Raw genomic sequence first — 16,115 nt, 5'->3', positions numbered from 1 at the left:
GTGTTAAACCCTCCTTTTCGGGAAAAAACCACCTTCACAATTATAGTGAGGTGGTTCACATTTGTATATAAAATGAGCTTAAAAAGAAATTTGTTATGTACGCCAAGCGTCTTCTTTTACTAGAACTTCAATTTTCTTTAAAGCGCCCGGTTCTACTTCCTCGACTGCAGTTGCTGCATCTTCTAAAGCTTTCGCATATCTAAGTTGTCTAAATGCTTCTTCTGCTTCCAGCAAGCGTATATGAACATTTGGATGATTTGCTCGATACCGGTTTCCATATTGGATTATCTTTTCTGTTAATAATACATTTTCAAGCATTTCCTTAGCTTTCTGATGCACTTCTTCCATACATGCTTCAGCTTTTGATAAGTAGTTTTCAACTAAAGTCATGTTCAGTGGAACTTCTTGTAGGCTTTGCATCGCTACATAAATATGTTCTTCCGCTTCTTCTAGTCGAACATCCATATCCTCTGGGATTCCAGGTATATTTGCTTTTTGTAACATACGATCTGTATCGTGTAACAAATTTTTTAATTCTTCTAGTTTCGCACGAGCTTTATTTTCATCAATTCGAAGGTTCTTTAAACTATTTGCAAATCGATCTTGTTCTTCATACAAACGGTCAATATCCTCTGCTATTTCGTTTAATTCTTCTTGCAAGCTAGAGTAAGCTGATTTCTCTTCCTCCACACGTGTAGATAGCAGCTCGAATTTCTTATGCAACTCTTGTAATTCTTTTAAACAGCTTTGAGGAATCTCTGCCTCTTTTTCTGGTAAACGGTAACTTTGTTGTACGTATGTAGCCTCTTCGTTCACTGCAAGAGTAACAGTTGTTACTTCTTTAAGGCGATCTGCTGTTTTTTCTTTATGCTGATCTACATATTTTTTTGCTAATACTTCTTTTTCAAGTAAATCATAGAAAGTTTCAATTTCATCTTTTATTTCTTCTACACGTTCAATTGTTTTGGTTACTTTTAGTTCAACAATTGCTTCTTTTAATACTTTCAACTCTTCTTCTAGTGCATCTAACTTGGTAGTCATTTCTAGATGTTGCAAGTAATAGGAGCTCTCTTCCATCTCCTTTTGACCGCTTCTTAATTCGTGAATACTTGCAGGTATCTTGTGTTGTATCTCCGATAGCACTGTAGGTATATCATGTAAAATATGAAAAAACTTTTGCCCTTCATTTTGGACAGATATGACAATCTCTCTTGCACTAAGATAATTCCCTGATTCTGTCAATTTATCAAACTCTTCAAAATGGGGATTAAATGATTCTAATTTTGCTTCGAGCACTGGTACAGCATCCCCAAATGAATACTGATGCGCTAGTAAGGTTTTTCTAGCAGCACGATGCTGTTCTTTTAACTGTTCCATTTCAATGCGGTTCTTTTCTTCACTACCAATTAATTCTTCTAGTTCTTTTAGGATAGTTGACATTTTCTGATCACACGAAGTAATTAATGTCTGAATTTCTTTTTCAGTCTTAGAAGCCTTGATAAAGAGAAACTTGTCCACGTTTTCCTCCGCATCAAATAATAGAACGTCAATTTTAGGCATTAGCACATCCATTACTTCAGTCCATGTATTCCGCCAACGCTCAAACATTTCTTCTGTTTGACCATTCATATTCAGTTGTTTTACTTTAGTCATTTCTTCTAAAATCGGTTTATTTTGAATCTGGTGTTTTTCATGTTCTAACCGTTCAATTTCAGTATTATGTTTTCGTCTTATGATAAATGCAAAAACTGCAATGACTAAAAGTATAATAACCGCTGGGATGATATACTTCATCGTAAGCCCCCGTTCCAAGATCAAGAGTTCTAATTTAATTATTACTATATATTTTACCATTCTTTTTATGTTATTGTTTCATAAAACAATGAATTCTTTGAAATAATTGTATTTCATTTAGTTGGAGGTATATTTTTTGAGAAAAGATGGCCATATTCATACACCATATTGTCCTCATGGAACGCTTGATTCTTTTCATTTATACATTGAAAAAGCAATTCAGCACCAATTCCAAGAAATAACATTTACAGAACATGCTCCATTACCAAAAAACTTCATCGATCCTACTCCCGAGCAAGATAGTGGGATGGATTACACTAGGCTCGAATCATATTTGTCTGATATACATGATTTGAAAAAACAATATGAAAAAGATATTATTATTTCAACGGGGTTGGAAGTAGACTTTATTTCAGGTTTTGAAGAAGAAACAATTTCTTTTTTAAATACCTATGGAAAATATTTAGATGATTCTATCCTATCTGTTCACTTTTTGCACTTTAGGAATAAATATACATGTATTGACTTTTCCAAAGATAGTTATTTAGATTTTGCCCAACAAATAGGAAATCCGATGTATATGTATAAATTGTATTATAAAACACTCATGGATTCAATAACGAGTGATTTAGGAAACTTTAAACCAAAAAGAATTGGTCATATTACGCTTATACATAAATTTCAACATGCATTAGCAGAAAAAGTGGATGATCATGCTGATATCGTATCCATTTTAAAAGAAATGAAAAATCAACACCTGCAATTGGATGTAAATAGTGCGGGGCTAGCAAAACCTTTTTGTTTAGAAAGTTATCCTTCTCCTATCTATATTATTATGGCAAAAGAGTTGGGGATTCCATTGGTTTTTGGGTCAGACGCCCATCAAGTAAAAGATTTACATCAATTTTATCACGAAGTAAATAAATATATCGAGAATGGAGAATAATAATGTTTAGTCAATCAACGTATTCAGAAGATTTATCCGCAAGTTACACGATGTTAAGCAAGCAATTAGATGCATTATTAGAAGGTGAAACAAATGCTACCGCTAATTTAAGCAATGCATCCGCACTATTAAACCAATTTTTCGATCAAATTAACTGGGTAGGTTTTTATTTGATGGAAGATGGGGAGTTAGTATTAGGACCATTTCAAGGTTTGCCAGCGTGTGTAAGAATACCTATAGGCAAAGGAGTATGTGGTACAGCAGCAAATACGAAAGAAACAGTAATTGTTCCTGATGTTCATGCTTTTCCAGGACATATAGCTTGCGATGCTGCATCTCAATCAGAAATTGTTGTTCCAATTGAGAAAAACGGCGAATTGTTAGGTGTACTCGATATCGATAGTCCTATTAAGAATCGTTTCTCTGAGCAAGACAAAAAAGGTTTAGAGCAATTCGTTCAAATTTTAGTAAAACATATTTAAAAGACTGTTGATTAGACAAAATTTAAATGGATACTATCGGTTCCAGGCGGACGCGTTCCGCCAGCATGGCTTCAGCCGCTTCCCTCGCTCCTGCGCAAAGCTCGTCGCAAAAATTATTTTCGCTACGCTCAGTCCAGGGTCTTCAGCTCATGCTTTTCCGGCTGGAGTCGTCGCCTTCCATACAACTTACTATTGTACGCTCTTCAATTAGAAAACTATTTTCCTATTACGCCAATAAAAGAGTAAGTTTTTATCACTTAAGTTTTTTCGTTAGTATTTATAGAAAATCGTTGAAAAAGGCGACACTCCTGTGGGAATAGCGTTAGCCGCAGACCCCGCAGTTAAGGGGAAGGCAATCTAAGTTCGCCGCATCCTGCGGCAACGATTGCATGACCAACATCGTGTTGGCCTAGGAGGCTAAGGCAACGCCCGCGGAAAGGGAGCCGTTTCAACGATTTTCTTATTTATCGGACGATATTATTTAATTAAGTCAAATTCTATATAGACTTCATACGGATATAGAGCGCCAGATGACTTGTCATTAAATGCTCAAGTGTAAAGTTCGGCAGCACACATCAGTGTAGTATACGTATAAATTTCAAAAAACATCGATGAATAACAGATTCTACACTTTAAAAAAGCTGAGGCGAATCCCTCAGCTTTTTAGTTTGGAAAAGGCAGACTGTAAATCTTCTATTAGATCAGTAGAATTCTCTAAACCAACAGAAAGGCGTAGTAAACCATCTGTAATGCCCATCTCCATTCTTTCTTTTTCAGGCACCACAGAATGAGTCATTGTAGCAGGATGCTGAATTAATGTTTCCGCATCTCCCAAACTTACTGCAATTTTAATTAATTTTAATTCATTCATCAGTTTTTGAGCACTTTTTATACCACCCTTAACGGTAAACGATATAAGTCCTCCACCAGCTTTCATTTGCTTCTTAGCAATTTCAAATTGAGGATTCTGATCATCGTAAGGATAGTAGATGTTTTCTACCAAGTCACACGTTTTTAAAAAGGATAAAATTTCCTCTGCATTTTGAGTATGTCTATCCATTCTTACATGTAGAGTTTTCAGTCCCCTGATCAGCAACCACGCATCAAATGGTGAAATGATACCACCATAATCTTTTTGAATAGACATTCGTATCGCTTCTATTTCCTCATTTTGTTTTCCTACTAAAATTCCTGCAATTACATCTCCATGACCGTTAATATATTTTGTTGCACTATGCAAAACAAAATCTGCACCTAGTTGCAAAGGATTTTGTAGATAAGGTGAACTAAAAGTGTTATCTACTACTACTGGTATGCCATGCTTTTTAGCTACCTTTGTAATCATTTCAATATCCACTATCTCCATGGTAGGATTAATCGGTGTCTCGATATAGATACATGTTGTATTTGGTTTGATAGCTGCCTCAATTGCTTCTTCACTTGCTAATAAAGATAAATCATGTGTGATATTATATTTTTCCTTTAAAATATTCAAAAGCCCAAATGTACACCCATAAATCCCTCGTGTACAAAGAATATGATCTCCTGCTTTTGTTAAATGAACTAATATAGTACTAACTGCTGCCATTCCAGATCCAAAAGCCAATGCCCCTTCACCATATTCAAGTGCTGCCATACGCTCTTCTAACACGTGAACAGTAGGATTTCCTAATCTAGAATATATACCACCAGCTTCTTCACCTTCAAACCTCCTTGCACCTTGCTCTGCTGTTTCAAATGCAAAGGTAGAGGTTTGATAAAGTGGAACAGTTAAACTACCATGGTGTAGGTTAGAATGATATCCCTTATGAATGTATAATGTCTCCTTTTGAAGCTTTTCATTTGTCATACTATATGCACTCCTTTGTAAACGCTTACAATTATTTTATAACGAATATAATAAAAAAGATAGGCATCTTCACTTTGTTAAAGTGGAGGTGCCTGATAAATACGTAATTGATTTTTACCATTATTCTTTGCTTCATACATAGCTGTATCTGCATTATGAAAAAGATGATGAAAGGAAAGAAGATCATGTTTATCCCAACCGCAAACCCCCATAGAGACAGTTACACTAGGATTCGTATGGTGAGGTATTAAATTAATTATTTTTTTGGATTCTTCAATACCTTCTTCAATGGTCATTTGGGATAAATAAACAGCTAGTTCCTCTCCACCCCATCTTGCTCCTATACCAATTCCTTCCGTTCGCTTTTGGATGATGGATGCAATTTGTTTTAAAATTTCATCTCCCACTTGGTGGCCATGTGTATCATTGACTAGCTTAAAGTTATCAATATCCATGAGGATAAAAACGCCACGCTCATCATTTTTCATAGATGTTTCCACATATTTATCTAAATATTTGCGTGCAAAAAGGTTAGTCAAATGGTCGCGATTCACCATTTCCTGCAATTTAATACGCAATTTAGAGTTACTTATCGCAAGAGAAGAATGCTGTATAAGGGATTGCATTAATTTAAAGCTATCAAATGAAAAGAAATAGGGCTCTTTATGCAACACAATGCTAAATCCAGTAATATGATTTTGCTCTTTTAATGGAATGGCAATAAGTGATCGAAAATCAAATTCCTGTTCTGATAGGCGATTGAGATCTGCTATGAAAAGCGAATCCTGCATTTTTTCAAAATGATTGACTACATATTTAATGTATTCTTGTCCATTTGATGAAAGAAAGAAATCTGAACTTGCTGATGAAGTTTCATGTTCTTCCTCATTTAAAAATACGAAACCAATTTGATCAGGATGAAAAGATTTATTTAATTGCTTGTATAAAAAGGAGAGCATATCTTCTAAAGAAAGATTCATATTTAGCTTATGGGTTGTTTCATTAATTAATTGCAAATCAGATACTAGGCGGTGTGATTGAATATATAGTTTGGCATTCTCTAATGCATTTCCAGCTGCTGTAGCAAGCAAGGATGCAAATTCTTTTTGTCTGACCGAAAATAAATAATCAAGAGGCGTAGACATTTGCAAAATGCCGTAAATCCCTTGTTTACCTTTAATAGGAACATTTAATAAGCGCACTCCTAAATCCGTTGCTAACTCTGTTGTTATTTCCCCTGATACATAAGCTTCAACTGTAGCAGGTCTTTCAGATGTATAGTCGAATAGTTTGTAAGGAACAGATGTCTTACGATCTTGATCATTGGACAATATTAAGATGGATTTAAAGTTTGGAAACGCTTCTTGTACTGCATTTAATGTGCCTTCTAGTATTTGTCCAATATCGAGTGTTGAATAGAACATTTTTGTAACATTAAACAAATTTCTATATTGATGCTCTTGCTGAGTTAAATAAACGGTTTTTTTTATTTTTTGAACCAATGTACTAATAGTACTAATAAAACTGAACACTTCAGTAGTTTGGGAGAATTCCTTCCATTTAGGAGTAGACTCCATTACTAGCAAGCCTAAAGGCTGATTTTCTTGATCCCGTAACAAAATGGATACTTCCCCAACAGCCAACAGATTTTTTTGCAAAAACGGAATTTCATTAAAGTCTTGATCATAAAAAAACCCTTCAATCTCAAGCCATTTAATTGCATTTAACTTTTTAGCTAATGAATGATTCCATTGTAATTGTAAAAATGTGTCTGTATCATAAATGAAGTAATTTGCCACCTGAACATTAAAAAACTCGGAAAGTATTTCTTTTAAATCTTCGAACCAGTTATAGCTAGATTCATGATTAAAGACATTTTCATACCAAATATCTAAAATACGGCACTTTATAGGCTCCACTATTTTAACGTCCATCCATTTAACACCTCTTAGTCTTCCAAGTGTAAATACATTACTTTTATCACATTTTCTCTATAATTCTATTTGACTATACTTCACATAATTTGTCAATTAACATTCAACTAATCTGAATAGTAAAATCTTTTATTAATAAATGTAATTATTGACTTACGTTTTATAAAAAGTTACAATAGAATTTGTGTAAAATAAATGCAGCAGTTGTATGATCTAGATTGCTCATTTTGTTCCTCTATTAAAATAGATGGTGTATCCTGTAACCCTTTGGCTGCATGGGCGATGATACATGAAAACAAAATGTCTGCTAGTTTGGATACATCTGGTCTTATTTTACAACAAAATAAAACCAATAAAAGGAGGAGACATACATGTCTCGATATACAGGTCCATCATGGAAATTATCACGTCGTCTTGGTATCTCACTAAGCGGTACTGGTAAAGAATTAGAAAAACGCCCTTACGCACCAGGACAACACGGTCCTAACCAACGCAAAAAATTAACAGAGTACGGTCTTCAATTACAAGAAAAACAAAAACTTCGTCACACTTATGGTGTTAACGAACGTCAATTCCGTACACTATTTGATAAAGCTGGTAAAATGCAAGGTAAACATGGTGAAAACTTCATGATTCTACTTGAAACTCGCCTTGATAACATCGTTTATCGTTTAGGTCTTGCTCGCACACGTCGTGGAGCTCGTCAATTAGTTAACCACGGCCACGTTATGGTTGATGGTAAACGTGTAGATATTCCTTCATACCGTTTAAAACCAGGTCAAGAAATTTCTCTTCGTGAAAAATCTCAAAACCTTGATGTTGTAAACGAATCAATCGAAGTAAACAACTTCGTTCCAGAATACCTATCATTTGATGCAGACAAAAAAGTTGGTACTTTCGTGCGTGTTCCAGAACGTGGCGAACTTTCTGCTGAAATTAACGAAGCACTTATCGTTGAGTTCTACTCTCGTTAATAGTAATACTCTTCTAAGAGTATTTTTAAAAGCCCTAAAGTCCTTGTTAAATCAAGGCTTTAGGGCTTTTTTATTTTAGGCTCCTGTTAAACAATGCTGTTGATTTCCATTATAGGCGGACGCATTCCACGGGTGGTCCGTGTGCCTCCTTCTTTCACTACTATCATCCAAAAAGATAATAAGATCTATTGAAAATAAAATGGGCGTACTATTTATACGAAGTGTCTTTATATATATCCTCTGAAGAATGAAACCTATCCGCAATAACTGTACTTTCTATGTTGCGAACATTTACAGCGATTGGCGCTAGTAGCACGGAAGGAACTTCAATTTTACCATTATTAACTTTCTTTACAGTAGGAACTGGTTCCCCTTTTGCCATAGCAACAGCTATTTTCGCTACTTCCTGTGTGAGCATCTGAATTGGTTTATAGACTGTCATCGTCTGTTCTCCATTAACAATTCGCTGTACTCCTGCCAGATCCGCATCCTGCCCTGCAACTGGTACGTTTCCTGCAAATCCTTGTGCAGCAAGGGCTTCTATAACACCGCCTGCAGTGGCATCATTTGCAGCTATCACTGCGTCAATCTTCCCGTTTGATGTCTGTATAGCTTCTTCCATATTTGCTTTTGCATTAGCTGGGGTCCAATCCTTCGTCCATTGATCATAGATGATGTTAATATCTCCTCGTTCAATATATGGACGCAGCACATTGAATACACCTTTTTTTAATAAGTGTGCGTTATTATCAGTAATTGCCCCTCCTATAAACACATAATTGCCCTTCGGTACGATGGAAGTGATAGCTTTTGCCTGCATCTCACCCACTTGTTCATTATCAAATGACACATACAAATCGAGATTTGCATTTTTCACAAGCCTATCATAGGCAATGACTTGGATACCTGCTAAATGTGCCTTATGCACAATTGCAGCTGTTGCTTCAGCATTATGCGGAACAATTACCAAAAGGTCAATACCGCTTCTGATAAGCGCCTCTGCTTGCGAAATTTGAAGAGCATCGTCTCCATTAGCTGCTACAATTTCAACCTCTGCTCCCAGTGATTCTACTGCTTCCTTGAATAAATCTCTATCTTTTAACCATCGCTCTTCTAGCAGGGTATCCATCGAGAATCCAATGCGGATAGAATCATTGTCCTTAACAAGAGGTGTTATTTTTTCCGACTCATCGGCTTCCTGTTCTTGTTTTTGCGTATCTGTACAAGCAATTAGAAGGGAGGCTATTCCTAAAATCCATAATACTATAGCCTTTCTTTTCATTCGCTTACCTCCTATCAGACTTCCGCTTTATTACTCCATAATGTTTTTCGATATTGCTTAGGGGATACTCCAGACACTTTTTTAAATACTTTGCTAAAATAATTAGGCTCATGATATCCGACCTCATACGTAATTTCTTTTAAACTAAGCTCTGAATCATTTAAAAGTGTCTTTGCTTTCTCTATTCGACACTCTGTTAAAAAATCAATATAGTTAATGCCTAGCTTCTCTTTGAACATCTTACTAATATAAATGGGGCTTAAATTTACCTTTTGTGCAAGAATCTCCAATGAAATATCCTCGTGTGAATGTTCACGTATAAATTGTTTGATTTGGTGTATTTTATCCGCTTCCATTAGATCATAATGGGCTTTATAGACAGTATTCATATTATTGAGTAGCAAAAGTGTTTCCACTCGTAATTGGCGGTAGTCCTGCGTTTGAAATGAGAAAAAGGGGGCATCGGCTTCCATTCCCATTTCATCCATCACTCTTGTAGCAATCCAAAGCAGCTCAAGCACTCTTTGCTGAGCGTATATTAGAGACTTCTCCTCATTTTCATGTTGCTGTATCAAATTTAACACACCGGACTGTATAGAAACCCAGTCTCCTAAACGAACTTGGTCAAAGAGTTTTTTTTGCTGTTGTTTCATAGCTAGATTGTCAGATTCTAAGCTATTAGTTGGTAAATCGGAATAAAATCTGTATTTGACCACTAACGTTCTATCCATGGTAGCAATGAGTGCTTCTTGGTAAGATTGACGAATTTCATCTAATTTCTCATAAACTTGACCAATTCCTATAAACCAGTCCAAGCCACTTTTTTCTTTAGCTAATGATAAGATTGCTTTTACCAATGTAATCGCTTGCAAACGGAAGGACTTCTCTTGATCTTGAAAAACGATAATAGGAAGCTGTCTCCCGTATAAAGCGCCTACCCAAGCATCTCCAGTTTCACGTACCTTTTCCTTTATGGATACATAATTGGACTGTGCTCCTTCAGGCAATATAACCACTACAACAAATTTTTCATTTGAAGAACGAATGCCTAGCATGTCGAGAAGCATATCGATATGAACTTCATGTACATGATCAAATAATAGTTGTGTTACAATGTCTGTTTCCACTAAAGTCAACGTCTTTTGCCACTTCTGCTCTTGCCACTTGCTTGTAATCTGTGCCTCACGTTCCTGAATGCATTCCTCTAATACTCTTCCAACGGTTGCAACAATTTCGCTTACCTTGCTAGGTTTTAGTAAATAATCCTTCACACCGAGCTTGATAGCCTGTCTTGCATAATCGAACATATCAAAGGCTGTCACCATAACAAATTTACAAGTAGAATGTTCTATCTGAATCTTTTCAATCGCTTCAAGGCCCGTCATACCAGGCATCATAATATCCATTAATACTAAATCTGGTTTTATCTGACTTGCTAATTCTATTGCCAATTTACCATTTTTTGCTTGGTGAATGTTTAGTTCGGGAAAAGCTTTTTGTAAAATCGCCTCCATTCCCTCTCGCTCAATTGGTTCATCATCAACAATTAGAAGCTTCATCATGATATTGCTCCTCCAATGAATTAGGAATTTGTATAATCACTTTAGTGCCTCGTCCTTCTTGACTATCGATCGTAACTAAGTTCTCCATTCCATAAAATAATTCCAATCTTTTCACTACATTTTGAAAGCCAATTCCTGTAGAATGACCATCACTAGGAACTATACGCCCCTTCAGTAACTGCTCCATTTTTTCTTGTGACATACCTTTTCCACTATCCTCTATTTCAATGATTATCCATGCACCATTCTTCTTTATGCTAAAGAAAATGGTACCCCCGTCCTCTTCGGGCTCAATAGCATGGATAACTGCATTTTCGATAATAGGTTGAAGGGTTAGTCCTGGAATTTTCACATGTAGACACGACTCATCGATGTACGACTCAAATTTCAAACGATCTGTAAAGCGTGCCTTTTGAATTTCCATATACTGATTCAAAACAATCACTTCTTCAAACAACGTCACAGATCGGTCTATTCGCTTCAGATTATAACGTAGCAATCCCGCTACACTGACTAAAAGATCACTAGTTTCCTCCGCGCCATCCAAATATGCCTTTTTCGATAATGTGTTCAACGTATTAAATAAAAAATGTGGATTTATCTGGCTTTGCAGGCTTTTTAATTGACTCTCCTTCAACAACAGCTTACTTTGCTGCAGCTCATGTTCAAGCTGAGCCTTTTGTTGAATTTCCACTATTAGATCATTTATATTTATACGCATCTCATCAAAGGTTTTTGCTAAAAAAGCAATCTCGTCATTTGATTTAACTTGGATTTGTTCGTTAAAACGCCCTTTGGATAATTCGTTAGCAGCCCTAGTCAGCTGATGAATTGGCCTCGTAATACTTAGCGAAAACCAATAAGTGGCCAGTAATAACACAACAGTAATTAATAGTAATAACCAGATGCCTAGCTTCTCTAACTCCTCTGATTGCTTGATAATATCTCGATATACCAGATTATATGTCTTCAGCTCTCGATCTAAAATCGTCAAGGTCATTTCGGATATGTACTTAGAAATTCGATTTGCTTCATTAAATTCGTTTGTCGATCCTTCCATTTCCTGCTCCTCTGAAAACATAATGGATCGGTTTGTTGTCTCTATAAGGCTATCGATTAAATGAATATAATTCGTTACCGAGAACTCATTTTCCGCATTCCGAAGCTGGGCTACATCCTGTTGTACCTCTTCAATATGGTGTATGCTTCTCTCTACCTGTTTTTTTTGATTAATAGTTGGGTTTAATAAAAAATTATTTAAATCAGTAATCATTTGCTGGCTAGCAGAAGTCACTTCATTCATTCGTAAATATCTCTGTAATATTTCATTGGATTGTTCCTGGGTTTTTTGATTGTAATACGTGAGCGTCAGCCAAATAACTCCCATAATGAGTAATACAACGGAAACTAGCAACCAAATCTTCTTTTGTATCGTTGTCATATACCGTCACCTTCTGCTTCAACAATACGAGTTTCGGTGAGGTAACCATGTGAATCGAGTGGCACGGTCTCGTCTGTAATCCACTCCATTAACCATTTCACACTCTCTCTACCCATCTCTTCTGGCTTTTGCTCCAAAACCCCATCGAGTTTTCCTTGCTTTAAGAGTGTAGCTGACTCAACTCCATCATCAAATGTAAATATATGATACGGTTCTACCTTTGTACGTCTTTCAATTTCTTGAATCATTGGTCCTGCATAATTTGCATTGATGGCTAGAAAAGCAGAGGCTTGTGGTGCTTCATTCATTAATTGTTGAGTAGTTGCCAACACTTGTTCCTTTGTTTCTTCCGTCCCTCTAACAATAATTTTGATGTCTGGATACCCATCTAATACATTTCGAATCCCTGCTAACCTTTCTTTTTGATAATACGCTAGCTCTTGATCACCAAGTATTATCACTTCTCCTGCTGTTCCCATTTCTTTTATTAATTGACTTGCAACTAATTTACCTGCTAAAAACTGATCGGAACCCACATAAGTTTTCCGCAAACTCTCTTGTACTGGCACATCATTTGCTACTGTAATAACAGGAATGCCATAAAAGGCTGCCTTTACTTTTGTGAGCTCTTTAAATTCTTCATTATCTAACCCCTGTACAATTATTCCATTCACCTTTGAATGGATGGCGATCTCCATCTTTTTTAAAAAGTCATCTTGGTTGTTTCCATAACTCCCCCATACTTCAAGCTGTACATTTTCTTCCAGCGCCTGCTGTATTGCTCCTTGACCGACCTTATTCCAAAAAGGGGTATCCAGTTCTTGCGTAATAAGTACAAGACGTAAAGTATCCTCAGCGGAAGGGAGGTTAGTTGGCATATCACTACTTAATCGAAATGCCTTCGATGCTGAAATAAAAGTCAAATAGCTAAATATTACAATTAGAACACCTAAAGCAAAAATAACTTTTTTTCTCATGTCCCCTCCCCTTCCTGATACGTTTTCCTTCATATTACCACCTGTCCCAAAATTTACAATGACCTACAAAAAAACAGGAGGCACCCTACATTAGGATGCCTAGTTATTCTATTATTCTTTTTTAAGCCCGTTGTTTACGTGTCAGTACATCGAAAATTACTGCTCCAGCCAAAACACCACCACGTATCATATATTGATAGGAAATTCCGACACCTAGTAAGTTCATCCCACTTGATAAGGAGGCCATCACGATTGCTCCAATAATAGCACCTGTTACTTTTCCAACTCCACCTGCAGAAGAAACTCCACCAACGTATGCCGCAGCAATAGCATCAAGTTCAAATAGAGTACCAGCTGTGGTAGTTGCTGATTGAAGCCGAGAAGTAAATAAAATTCCAGATAAAGCTGCGAGCATCCCCATCGACCCAAAGACGATATATGTAATCTTTTGTACGTTGATCCCACTTAAATGCGCCGCCTCAGGATTACTACCTACAGCATAAATGTGACGACCGAGCACTGTTTTAGTCGTTAAGAAATGATAGATTAATACAACGATAATCATAATAACAACAGTCCAGGAAAATCCGTTATAACCAGCTAATATCCAAGTAATATAAGCAATAATTGCTGATATCAAAACAATCTTAACGCTAAAAATTCCCTTTGACATCACATCAAAGCCATATGTCAATTTATTACGACGAATGGAGATTTCATTGTAAATATACAAAAGAATTCCTACAAGCCCTACTACTAACGTAAGTAAATGCAAGCCATTTATTTGCATAATAGACGGAATAAATCCATTACCAATCGCATTGAATTGATCGTCCTTAATAATAATCGTTCCTGTTTTTTCTGTGACCTGTAGAAGGGCACCTCGAAAAATTAACATTCCTGCCAACGTAGCAACGAATGATGGAATACCAATTTTTGCGACTAATACACCGTTAAATAAACCAATTACTGCACCTAAAATTAATATAATCGGAATTGTAATCCATACGGATAAGCCCATTTGGGTCAAGAAAATGGCCGAAATGGCACCTAAAAATCCTGCTAAAAATCCAACAGATAAGTCAATGTGACGGATGACAATGACCAATGTCATCCCAACTGCCAAAACAGCAATATAACCAGCTGAATCCAATAAATTACTAATGTTTCGAGAAGACATAAACAAGCCGTTTGTCATAATCGTAAACGTAAGCATAATAACGATTAACGCAATATACATCCCATAATCTCGTATATTCGCTTTTACGAGCGCTTTAGCTTCTTGATAAAAGTTCATCGTTATCCCCCTCCTATTGCGTCGCAAGTTCCATAATCGTTTCTTGTGTCGCTTCCTCCTTAGTCAGTTCTCCTTTAATCGCTCCGTCTGCCATGACATAAATCCGATCACTCATTCCTAATACTTCACCAAGTTCAGAGGAAATCATAATAATACTCATACCTTCGTGAATGAGCTTATTCATAATCGAATAAATTTCAAATTTTGCACCAACATCAATTCCTCGTGTCGGTTCATCTAAGATTAAGATTCTAGGTTCAGTAAACAACCATTTCCCTAATGATACTTTTTGTTGGTTTCCACCACTCAGTTTGCCTACGACTTGTTCTAGTGAACTCGCTTTAATGTACAATGAGTCTTTGTACTCGTTTCCAACCTTCACTTCTTCGTTTAAATTGAGAATCCCCTTTGAAGAAATACCCGTTAGATGAGCTGCTGAGACATTGCTCTTAATATCCTGTAATAAAAACAGTCCATCACCTTTTCGATCTTCCGTTACATACGCAACGCCAGCCTTAATAGCATCACTTGTATGCTTAAATACCTTCTGTTCTCCGTGAAGAGTTAAATTTCCTTGTAGTTTATAGTTTTTTGGATTACCAAATATACTAATAGCAAGTTCTGTTCGACCCGAACCCATTAGGCCAGCAATACCAATAATCTCTCCTTTTTTTAAATGAAGATGGACGTCTTTTACAACATTTCTTCCTAGTTGAGTGTCATAGGCAGACCAATTATTTAACTCGAGAACTGTCTCTCCAATTTTGTTTTCTGGACGTTTCGGGTAAATATCTTCTATGTCACGTCCTACCATGTTTTTTATAATGGTGTTTTCCGCGACTTCCCCTTTACTTGCATCCAGTGTGCATATGGTCTTTCCATCACGTATAACAGTTACTTTATCTGCGATTTTGATTACTTCCTTCAGCTTATGCGAGATCATAATGCAACTAATACCTTGGCTTTTTAACTCTTTCAACAGTTCTAAAAGGTTTTCACTGTCATCTTCATTCAGTGCTGCTGTTGGTTCATCTAATATAAGCAAATTGACATCTTTACTTAAAGCTTTGGCTATTTCGACAAGTTGTTGTTTCCCTACACCTAGTTCCTTAATCAATGTTTCAGGTGTTACTTTCAGGTTAACTTTTTTCAATAATTGCGTTGCTTGAACGATTGTCTGATTCCAATCTACGAAAGGACCCTTCTTTACTTCGTTCCCCGCAAAAATATTTTCATAGACTGTCAGATCCGGAAAAAGCGCTAGTTCTTGATAAATAATGCCAATACCAGCCTTCACACTATCGTTAATTTCATGAAACTTTTGAACTTCATTATCAAAAACGATATCACCGTCGTATGTCCCGTATGGATAAACTCCACTCAACACCTTCATAAGTGTTGATTTCCCAGCACCATTTTCTCCTACTAAACAGTGAATCTCTCCTTTTTCCACTTTGAAATTCACATTCGAAAGGGCTTTGACTCCGGGAAATTCTTTAGATATGTCATTCATCTCTAAAATATACTCGCTCATTCTATCGCCTCCCTAACCCAATCAAAAATAGAATACGAGAAAT

Annotated in this window: 12 protein-coding genes; 3 read left to right on the top strand and 9 right to left on the bottom strand. The window is 36.3% G+C overall.

Features of this window, described 5'->3' with window-relative positions:
• Positions 1 to 93: 93 nt before the first annotated feature.
• Positions 94 to 1,794, bottom strand: a complete 1,701-nt coding sequence (gene ezrA / locus WAX74_RS06385) for a septation ring formation regulator EzrA (RefSeq protein WP_336496827.1) — start codon at positions 1,792 to 1,794, stop codon at positions 94 to 96.
• Positions 1,795 to 1,930: 136 nt separating this feature from the next.
• Between ezrA and hisJ the strand changes: the two genes are divergently transcribed.
• Both hisJ and WAX74_RS06375 read left to right on the top strand, forming a co-directional pair.
• Complete coding sequence (hisJ, locus tag WAX74_RS06380; protein ID WP_336496826.1) at positions 1,931 to 2,740, top strand: histidinol-phosphatase HisJ; 810 nt, start codon at positions 1,931 to 1,933, stop codon at positions 2,738 to 2,740.
• A 2-nt stretch (positions 2,741 to 2,742) separates the two neighbouring features.
• On the top strand, positions 2,743 to 3,222 hold the full coding sequence (locus WAX74_RS06375; RefSeq protein WP_336496825.1) for a GAF domain-containing protein: 480 nt from the start codon (positions 2,743 to 2,745) through the stop codon (positions 3,220 to 3,222).
• A gap of 655 nt (positions 3,223 to 3,877) precedes the next feature.
• Here WAX74_RS06375 and megL read toward each other — a convergent pair.
• Together megL and WAX74_RS06365 are read right to left on the bottom strand one after the other, a co-directional pair.
• Complete coding sequence (gene megL, locus WAX74_RS06370; RefSeq protein WP_336496824.1) at positions 3,878 to 5,071, bottom strand: methionine gamma-lyase; 1,194 nt, start codon at positions 5,069 to 5,071, stop codon at positions 3,878 to 3,880.
• A gap of 77 nt (positions 5,072 to 5,148) precedes the next feature.
• On the bottom strand, positions 5,149 to 7,005 hold the full coding sequence (locus WAX74_RS06365; RefSeq protein WP_336496823.1) for a sensor domain-containing diguanylate cyclase: 1,857 nt from the start codon (positions 7,003 to 7,005) through the stop codon (positions 5,149 to 5,151).
• A gap of 371 nt (positions 7,006 to 7,376) precedes the next feature.
• Here WAX74_RS06365 and rpsD point away from each other — a divergent pair, with 371 nt between their 5' ends.
• Positions 7,377 to 7,979 carry a 30S ribosomal protein S4 gene (rpsD, locus tag WAX74_RS06360; RefSeq protein ID WP_336496822.1) on the top strand — a complete coding sequence of 201 codons (603 nt, stop codon included), beginning with the start codon at positions 7,377 to 7,379 and terminating at the stop codon, positions 7,977 to 7,979.
• A 208-nt stretch (positions 7,980 to 8,187) separates the two neighbouring features.
• On the opposite strand, the gene WAX74_RS06355 is transcribed toward rpsD, so the two are convergent.
• The 6 genes from WAX74_RS06355 to WAX74_RS06330 form a co-directional block, all read right to left on the bottom strand.
• A complete protein-coding gene (locus WAX74_RS06355; RefSeq protein WP_336496821.1) occupies positions 8,188 to 9,261 on the bottom strand; it encodes a sugar ABC transporter substrate-binding protein in 1,074 nt (357 codons plus the stop codon).
• A gap of 14 nt (positions 9,262 to 9,275) precedes the next feature.
• Positions 9,276 to 10,823, bottom strand: a complete 1,548-nt coding sequence (locus WAX74_RS06350) for a response regulator (protein ID WP_336496820.1) — start codon at positions 10,821 to 10,823, stop codon at positions 9,276 to 9,278.
• The gene (locus WAX74_RS06345) at positions 10,801 to 12,264 is read right to left on the bottom strand and encodes a sensor histidine kinase (protein WP_336496819.1); all 1,464 of its coding nucleotides are present in this window, start codon (positions 12,262 to 12,264) and stop codon (positions 10,801 to 10,803) included. The genes WAX74_RS06350 and WAX74_RS06345 overlap by 23 nt, the downstream gene beginning before the upstream one ends.
• Positions 12,261 to 13,241 carry a substrate-binding domain-containing protein gene (locus tag WAX74_RS06340; protein ID WP_336496818.1) on the bottom strand — a complete coding sequence of 327 codons (981 nt, stop codon included), beginning with the start codon at positions 13,239 to 13,241 and terminating at the stop codon, positions 12,261 to 12,263. Before WAX74_RS06340 ends, WAX74_RS06345 begins: the two co-directional genes overlap by 4 nt.
• Before the next feature lie 121 nt (positions 13,242 to 13,362).
• Positions 13,363 to 14,538: a sugar ABC transporter permease gene (locus tag WAX74_RS06335; protein WP_336496817.1), complete on the bottom strand. Its 1,176-nt coding sequence runs from the start codon at positions 14,536 to 14,538 to the stop codon at positions 13,363 to 13,365.
• A gap of 13 nt (positions 14,539 to 14,551) precedes the next feature.
• Positions 14,552 to 16,072, bottom strand: coding sequence for a sugar ABC transporter ATP-binding protein (locus WAX74_RS06330; protein ID WP_336496816.1), 1,521 nt, complete (start codon positions 16,070 to 16,072; stop codon positions 14,552 to 14,554).
• Positions 16,073 to 16,115 lie beyond the last annotated feature (43 nt).

The sequence above is a fragment of the Psychrobacillus mangrovi genome, assembly GCF_037104765.1.
Lineage (GTDB): Bacteria > Bacillota > Bacilli > Bacillales_A > Planococcaceae > Psychrobacillus > Psychrobacillus mangrovi.
This window is presented reverse-complemented; position numbering and strand designations above follow the sequence as displayed.

What these genes read in the sequence shown, in the direction of transcription:
- megL (WP_336496824.1), bottom strand. Translation starts at nt 5,071, where the DNA reads ATGACAAATGAAAAGCTTCAAAAGGAGACATTATACATTCATAAGGGA.
- WAX74_RS06335 (WP_336496817.1), bottom strand. Translation starts at nt 14,538, where the DNA reads ATGAACTTTTATCAAGAAGCTAAAGCGCTCGTAAAAGCGAATATACGA.
- ezrA (WP_336496827.1), bottom strand. Translation starts at nt 1,794, where the DNA reads ATGAAGTATATCATCCCAGCGGTTATTATACTTTTAGTCATTGCAGTT.
- WAX74_RS06355 (WP_336496821.1), bottom strand. Translation starts at nt 9,261, where the DNA reads ATGAAAAGAAAGGCTATAGTATTATGGATTTTAGGAATAGCCTCCCTT.
- WAX74_RS06350 (WP_336496820.1), bottom strand. Translation starts at nt 10,823, where the DNA reads ATGATGAAGCTTCTAATTGTTGATGATGAACCAATTGAGCGAGAGGGA.
- WAX74_RS06375 (WP_336496825.1), top strand. Translation starts at nt 2,743, where the DNA reads ATGTTTAGTCAATCAACGTATTCAGAAGATTTATCCGCAAGTTACACG.
- WAX74_RS06330 (WP_336496816.1), bottom strand. Translation starts at nt 16,072, where the DNA reads ATGAGCGAGTATATTTTAGAGATGAATGACATATCTAAAGAATTTCCC.
- rpsD (WP_336496822.1), top strand. Translation starts at nt 7,377, where the DNA reads ATGTCTCGATATACAGGTCCATCATGGAAATTATCACGTCGTCTTGGT.
- WAX74_RS06365 (WP_336496823.1), bottom strand. Translation starts at nt 7,005, where the DNA reads ATGGACGTTAAAATAGTGGAGCCTATAAAGTGCCGTATTTTAGATATT.
- WAX74_RS06345 (WP_336496819.1), bottom strand. Translation starts at nt 12,264, where the DNA reads ATGACAACGATACAAAAGAAGATTTGGTTGCTAGTTTCCGTTGTATTA.
- WAX74_RS06340 (WP_336496818.1), bottom strand. Translation starts at nt 13,241, where the DNA reads ATGAGAAAAAAAGTTATTTTTGCTTTAGGTGTTCTAATTGTAATATTT.